6 protein-coding genes are annotated in these 7,062 nt (G+C 68.8%); 1 reads left to right on the forward strand and 5 read right to left on the reverse strand.

The features are described 5' to 3' along the window. The first annotated feature begins 57 nt into the window (after nucleotides 1-57). On the forward strand, nucleotides 58-1,233 hold the full coding sequence (gene fahA, locus UG56_RS05975) for a fumarylacetoacetase (RefSeq protein ID WP_045548370.1): 1,176 nt from the start codon (nucleotides 58-60) through the stop codon (nucleotides 1,231-1,233). 23 nt (nucleotides 1,234-1,256) lie between these two features. Here the strand turns inward: fahA and UG56_RS05980 are convergent, their stop codons facing one another. The 5 genes from UG56_RS05980 to UG56_RS06000 are packed head-to-tail and all read right to left on the reverse strand — an operon-like array spanning nucleotide 1,257 to nucleotide 6,825. Continuing rightward, on the reverse strand, nucleotides 1,257-2,255 hold the full coding sequence (locus UG56_RS05980; RefSeq protein WP_045548378.1) for a LacI family DNA-binding transcriptional regulator: 999 nt from the start codon (nucleotides 2,253-2,255) through the stop codon (nucleotides 1,257-1,259). Nucleotides 2,256-2,257: 2 nt separating this feature from the next. After that, entirely contained in the window at nucleotides 2,258-3,715 is a 1,458-nt protein-coding gene (locus UG56_RS05985) for a glycoside hydrolase family 1 protein (protein WP_045548369.1), read from the reverse strand. Next, entirely contained in the window at nucleotides 3,712-4,560 is an 849-nt protein-coding gene (locus UG56_RS05990; RefSeq protein ID WP_045548368.1) for a carbohydrate ABC transporter permease, read from the reverse strand. The genes UG56_RS05985 and UG56_RS05990 overlap by 4 nt, the downstream gene beginning before the upstream one ends. Next, nucleotides 4,557-5,522 carry a carbohydrate ABC transporter permease gene (locus tag UG56_RS05995; RefSeq protein WP_045548367.1) on the reverse strand — a complete coding sequence of 322 codons (966 nt, stop codon included), beginning with the start codon at nucleotides 5,520-5,522 and terminating at the stop codon, nucleotides 4,557-4,559. The genes UG56_RS05990 and UG56_RS05995 overlap by 4 nt, the downstream gene beginning before the upstream one ends. A gap of 7 nt (nucleotides 5,523-5,529) precedes the next feature. Then, nucleotides 5,530-6,825, reverse strand: coding sequence for an ABC transporter substrate-binding protein (locus UG56_RS06000; protein ID WP_045548366.1), 1,296 nt, complete (start codon nucleotides 6,823-6,825; stop codon nucleotides 5,530-5,532). Nucleotides 6,826-7,062: the final 237 nt, after the last annotated feature.

Below are 7,062 nucleotides of genomic sequence, written 5' to 3' on the forward strand. Positions count from 1 at the left end.
GATCCTCGCCGCGCTGCACCTCGACCTGCCCGACCCTCGATACCCGAAGGATCTCGCGTGACCAGCATCAGCATCTCCGAAGGCTCGCTCTTCGGCCTGGCCAACCTCCCCTACGGGGTCTACTCCGTCCCCGGCCAGGACCCCCGGGTCGGCGTACGCCTGGGCGAGCACGTGGTCGACCTGGCCCTCCTGCTCGGCGACGACGTCTTCGCCGCCGGCAGCCTCAACCCGTTCATGGCGCAGGGCCATGAGCGCTGGGTCGAGGTTCGCGGGGCGATCACCGAGAGGATCCAGCGCGACGTGCCCGACGAGGCGGTCCACGAGCTGCGCGACGTCACGCTCCACCTCCCGTTCGAGGTCGCCGACTACGTCGACTTCTACGCCTCCGAGCACCACGCGGCCAACCTCGGCCGGCTGTTCCGCCCGGAGGCGGCCGAGCCGCTGATGCCGAACTGGAAGCATCTGCCCGTCGGCTATCACGGCCGGTCCTCCTCGATCGTCGTCTCCGGCACCGAGATCGTGCGCCCGTCCGGTCAGCGGAAGGGTCCCGGCGACGAGGTCCCGGTCTTCGGCCCGTCCGTCCGCCTCGACATCGAGGCGGAGCTGGGATTCGTCGTGGGCACCGGCAACGCGATGGGCACCAGCATCCCCGCCGACGAGGCCGAACGACACATCTTCGGTGTGGTCCTGTTCAACGACTGGTCCGCACGCGACATCCAGGCCTGGGAGTACGTCCCGCTCGGCCCGAACCTCGGCAAGTCGTTCGCCTCGACCGTGTCGCCCTGGGTCGTCCCGCTGCTCGCGCTGGAGGCCGCGCGGGTCCCGACCCCCACCCAGGAGCCTGCGGTCCTGCCCTACCTGCAGATGCAGCGTCCGTGGGGGCTGGACATCGCTGTCGAGGTGGAGTGGAACGGGCAGGTCGTCTCCCGCCCGCCGTACGCCGCCATGTACTGGTCGCCCGCGCAGATGCTCGCCCACCAGACCGTCAACGGGGCCCCCAGCCGCACCGGTGACCTGTTCGCCTCCGGGACCATCTCCGGCCCGGCCAAGGACCAGCGTGGCGCGTTCATCGAGCTGACCTGGGGCGGCACCGAGCCGGTCGAGGTCAACGGCGCCCCGCGCACCTTCCTGGAGGACGGCGACGAGATCGTCCTGAGCGCCACCGCGCCCGGCGCGGACGGTGCCCGGATCGGCTTCGGCGAGGCTCGCGGCCGCATCGTGGCCAAGGCCTGACCGAGCTCGTCGGCGGGCCCGGATCAGGCAGACGTACGCCGCACCAGCTCGGGCGCGAAGACGACCCGCCGCGGGATCGTGGTGGTGCCGTCGAGCTGGGCGAGGAGGAGCCGGACGGCCTCCCTCGCCATGTCTCCTATCGGGTTCTTGACCGTGGTGAGCGGGGGAATGGTGCGCTCGGCGATGCCGAGGTCGTCGTAGCCGACGACCGCGATGTCGTCGGGGACGCGGCGGCCGGCCCGGCCGAGCACACGGAGTGCGCCCGCGGCCATCAGGTCGGAGGCGACCATGAGGCCGTCGATGTCGGGGTGGTCGCGCAGCAGGATCTCGCAGGCGGCCTCGCCGCCGTCCTCGGTGAAGTCGCCCTCCACGACCGCGTCGGTGGCGAGCCCGGCGGCGTCGAGAGCGGCTCGCCACCCGGCGGCCCGGTCGGTGCCGGCGCTCATGTCGATGGGGCCGGTGATGGTGCCGATGCGGCGGCAGCCGCGCTCGATCAGGATGTTGGTGACCTCGCGCGCGCCGGCGATGTTGTCGGGGTCGGTGTAGAAGACCTTCTCCGCGCCCGTCAGCGGCCGGCCGATGAACGCGGCCGGCAGCCCGATGGCCGCGAGATGGTCGGCGAGAGCATCGTTGCGGTGGTGGGAGACGACGATCGCGCCGTCGACGTGCCCGCCACGCAGGTAGCGCAGGGTGCGCTGCATCTCGTCGCCCGGCTGGGCGATCAGCAGCACCACCTGCAGGTCGCGCTGGGCGAGAACCTGGGTCACCACGTGCAGGGTGCGGGCGAAGAACGGGTCGGCGAAGACGCGCTCGTCCGACTCCGGCACGACCATCGCGACCGTCTCGGTCCGGCGTGTCACCAGGGAGCGGGCAGCCGGGTTGGGGACGTAGCCCAGCGTCTGCACGGCCTCGGCCACGGCCTGGGCGGCCTTCGCCGAGACCCGCGAGCCGCCGTTGATGGCGCGCGACGCGGTCGCCCGGCTGACACCAGCCAGCCGAGCGACCTCGTCGAGCGTGGGCATGTTCACGGGCGGGCCGGCACCCGGTTGTTGGCGGCGACATCGGCGAACCAGAGGCCGCTGTCCTTCAGGGTGCGCACCTGGGTCTCGAAGTCCACGTGCACGATCCCGAAGCGGTGCGCGTAGCCGTAGCTCCACTCGAAGTTGTCGAGCAGGGACCAGGCGAAGTAGCCGCGTACGTCCGCGCCCTGCTCGATCGCGTCGAGGGTCGCGCGCAGGTGCTCGTCGATGTAGTCGAGACGGGCGGTGTCGTGCACTGCCCCGTCCTCGACCACGTCGTCATAGTAGGCGCCGTTCTCGGTGATGTAGATCGGCGGGGCACCGTATTCGCCGCTGAGCCGGGTCAGCAGACGGGTCAGCCAGACCGGGTCGATCTCCCAGTCGCGGGCGGTCGTGGCGCGACCTGTGCGCGGGGTGACGAACTCGGCACCGGGGTAGGGGTTTCCCCGCGGCAGGTCGGAGTGGACGAGCCGGCTGCCCAGCACTTGGTCGGGGTCGATCTCGAACGGCTCCGCCGCGATGGCGTTGCCGAAGTAGAAGTTGACCCCGAGCACGTCGAGCGGCGCGGAGATGACCTCGAGGTCCCCCTCGAGCACCCAGTCCTGCCACGGCCGGCCCTGGAAGGTCAGCCCCTCGGTGTCGGCGGCGAGGTCGTCGGCGTACGTGCCCCGGAAGAGCGGGTCGAGGAAGACCCGGTTGTGCAGGCCGTCGATCCGCCGGGTCATGTCGACGTCCTCGGGACGGTCGGCGTCATAGGGGTCGACGACCGTCGGGTTGAGGGTGATGCCGAGGGACTTCCCGTTCTCCGGCGTCGCGCCGCGGCGGCGCAGCTCGTTGACCACCAGGCCGTGCCCGAGCATGAGGTGGTGAGCCGCGACGATGCCGGCGACACCCTCCTGGCGACCGGGTGCGTGCTGGCCACCGGAGTAGCCGAGGAACGCCGAGCACCACGGCTCGTTCAGCGTCGTCCAGTTGTCGACGCGGTCGGAGAGCGCGTCGTAGACGGTCGTGGCGTACTCCACGAACCGGTAGGCGGTGTCGCGGTTGGTCCAGCCGCCCTGGTCCTCCAGCGCCTGCGGCAGGTCCCAGTGGTAGAGCGTGATCCACGGCGCGATCTCGGCCTCGAGCAGCTCGTCCACGAGCCGGCTGTAGAAGTCGAGCCCCGCCTCGTTGACCTTGCCGCCGTCGGGGCGGATCCGCGGCCACGCCGTCGAGAACCGGTACGAGGCGAGGTTGAGCCGCTTCATCAGCGCGACGTCCTCGGGCATCCGGTGGTAGTGGTCGCAGGCCACGTCGCCGGTGTCGCCGTTGAGGATCGCCCCGGGGACACGGGAGAAGGTGTCCCAGTTGCTCGGCGTACGTCCGTCCTCGTCGACCGCTCCCTCGATCTGGTAGGACGCAGTTGCTGCGCCCCAGAGGAAGTTCTCGGGGAAGGTGCGGCCCTGGTGGGTCGAGGTGGTCATCCTTTGACGGCTCCTTGCATGATGCCGGACACCAGGTGGCGTCCGGTGGCGATGAACAACAGCAGCAACGGGATCGTCGCCATGATGGTCCCGGCCTGGAGCAGAGCGAGGTCGCTCAGCCCCTGCCCGGGTGCGATCTTGAGCTTGTCGAGCGCGGTCTGGAGGGTCTGGACGTCGGAGTTCTGCAGCACCAGCAGGGGCCACATGAAGTCCGTCCAGACGCTCATGAACGTGAACAGGGCCAAGATCGCCATCGCCGGACGTGCTGCCGGGACGGCAACGGTCCAGACGATGCGAATCTGAGAGCAGCCGTCGACGCGAGCCGCGTCGATCAGCTCGTCGGGGATCGCGTCCACGAGGTACTGCCGCATGAAGAACACCCCGAACGCGGTCACCAGCCACGGCAGCGTGACCGCCGCCAGGGTGCCGTCCAGGCCGAGGTTGCTGAACTGCTTCAGCATCGGCACCAGCGCCAGCTGGGTCGGGACCGCCAGCGTCATGACGATGAACGCCATCAGCGTGTTGGACCCCTTGAAACGCAGCTTCGCGAACGCGTAGCCCGCCAGCGTGGAGAACGCCACCACCGACAGCGCGCCGAGGCTCGAGACGATGACCGAGTTGAGCAGCGCCGACCAGAAGTCGATCTGGTCGAAGACGCGCTTGGCGTTGTCGATGAAGTGACCGCCGGGCACGAGCGGGGGCGGCGACTGGAGGGTCCTCTCCTTGGTGACCGTGCCCATGACGTACGACCAGTAGAGGGGGAAGACGGAGCCGAGGACGAACGCCGCGAGCAGCGCGTAGACCAGGAAGCCCGGCTTGTTGATGCTGCGCACCTTGGAACTCATCGGGCACCTCTGTTCTGGATCGCGCGGGTGACCAGGAAGTTGAGCAGGGCGATCCCGACGATGAGCAGGAACAGCAGCCAGGCCGCGGCGGCCGCCCGCGGATAGGGGTCGGTCGCGCTGTTGGCGGTGTTGAAGACGTACATCGTCAGGGTCTGGAACTGGTAGTTGGCTCCGCCCTGGTGCTGCAGGTTGGTGTCGAAGAGTCGCGGCTCGGTGAAGATCTGCAGGCCGCCCATCGTCGAGGTGACGATCACGAAGATCATCGTCGGGCGGATCGACGGCAGGGTGACGTTCCAGAACTGCCGTGCACTGCTGGCCCCGTCGAGGGAGGCGGACTCGTAGAGGTCGCGGGAGACCGCCTGCATCGCCGCCAGGAGGATCAGCGTGTTGTAGCCGGTCCAGCGCCAGTTGACCATGGTCGCGATCGCCGTCCAGCTGGCGAAGCGGTCGGTGTGCCAGCCGATCGGATCGATGCCGATCACGCCGAGCAGCTGGTTGGCGAGCCCGGACTTGTCGGCGAAGATCGCGCTCCAGATGAGCGCGGCAGCGGCGGGGGCCACGACGTACGGCAGCAGGACCGACATCCGCCACCAGGAGCGTCCGCGCAGGTTGGTGTCGAGGAGCGCGGCGATGACCGTCGCGACGATCACCTGCGGCACCGAGGAGAGCAGGAAGATCGCGACCGTGTTGACCAGGGCCTTGTGGAAGACCGGGTCGGTGATGACGTGGACGTAGTTGGCCCAGCCGACCGGGTCACCGACGGCGCCGCCGAAGCGCGGCCAGGAGAAGAACGACAGGTAGCCGGTGTAGAGCAGCGGGTAGAGGCCGATCGCCGCGAAGACGATGAAGAACGGCGCCACGAAGAGGTACGGCGCGTACTTCACGTCCCAGCGGCTGAGCCGCTGCCGCAGGGCCGAGGGGCCCTGCGACGAGCGGCTCGCCAGGGGAGATTTGTTGAGCATCGTCAGATCAGAGGTTGTCCACGGCGCCGACGAAGGTCGTCCAGGACTTCTCCGGGTCCTCACCCTCGTCGACACGCTGGATCGCGGTCTGGAAGAGGCCGAGTACGTCGGAGTACTTGTCGCCCTTGAACGGGACGCCCGGCGTGACCGCAGCGGCGCGGTTGGTCAGGATCTCGGTGGTCTTGGCGTTGCCGAAGTAGGGGTCTTCGGCGTTCTCCGCCTGGAGGGTCTTCTGCGCCTCGAGGTTGCCCGGGAAGTTGCCGGCCTCCTTGGACGCGGAGACCTGCGACTCGGCGTTGGTCAGGTAGTTGGCGACCTCCTGGGCCTCCTTGGTGTGCTCGCCGCTGGCCGGGACCGCGAGGAACGAGCCGCCCCAGTTGCCGCCGCCGCCCGGGAAGGCGTCAGCGATCCGCCACCCCTTCACGTCCGGCGCGGAGGACTTGATGTTGGCGAACATCCAGCCCGGGCACGGCATCGTCGCGAAGCCGTCGTTGGTGAAGTTCGCCTGCCAGTCCTCGCCCCACTGGACGACCCTGGTGGACAGGGTCGGGGAGTACTTGGTGACCGTGTCGTAGACCGCCTTCAGCTCGTCGTTCTCGACGTCGACCTTCTGGTCCTCGGTCTGGAACGGGAACTCGACCTGGTTGAGCATGGCCTGCGCGACCGAGCCCGAGGCGTCGTACCACTTGGTCTTGGGGAGCTTCTTGGTGAACTGCTCGCCGGTCTTGTAGTAGGTGTCCCAGTCCTTGAAGAGGGCTGCGGCACCGGCCGGGTCGCTCGGGAGGCCGGCCTTCTCGAAGAGGTCGGCGCGGTAGCACATCGCCTCGGGGCCGATGTCGGTCGGATAGCCGATCTGCTTGCCGTCGGTGGTCTGGCCGGCCTTGTAGGCGTATTCGACCCAGCGGTCGTCGAGCTCGGGGTCGGAGATGTCGGCGAACTGCTCGTTCGCGCCCTCGGCGACCAGCGCCGCCATCGCGTCACCCTCGACCGCGATCACGTCGGGGAGCTCGGTGCCGGCCTGGAGGGCCTTGGTCATCGACTCCTTCCAGGTGTCCCACTCGGCGATCTTGGTCTGCTTGATCTTGAAGGGACGATCGGGGTCGGCGTTCCACTTCTCGATCTGCTTGTCGTAGCCGAACTCGCTGAAGGTGGTGATCGTGAGCGTGTCGTCCTTACCGAGAGAGGACTGCTCGTCGCCGTCACCGCCACCGCAGGCCGTCAGGCCGGCGACGAGAGAGGCGACGGCGCATGCGGCCAGGGCGGTTCTGGGCCGGCGGTGCCAGGGCTTGGAGTTGTTGGACACGGGAGTGCTCCTGCACGTCTGTGTGGGGAGTGAGAGCGCTTCCACTCTCGGGACTAGGGAGAGTGTGATTGCCCTCACAAGACTGTGTCAAGAGGAGCGCGGGTAACGATTTTGTTGGTGTGGGAGCGCTTCCACTTCTGGGTGGCGTTGAGGCGGTGTTTTCCGGCCCTGCTCCCGGGCGCGAGTCGGCTCGTCCTGACGCAAGATCTCGTCGAGTCGGCTCGTCAGAACGAGCCG

Origin of the sequence: Nocardioides luteus (assembly GCF_000960475.2) — a bacterium.
In the GTDB taxonomy this organism is placed as follows: domain Bacteria; phylum Actinomycetota; class Actinomycetes; order Propionibacteriales; family Nocardioidaceae; genus Nocardioides; species Nocardioides luteus_A.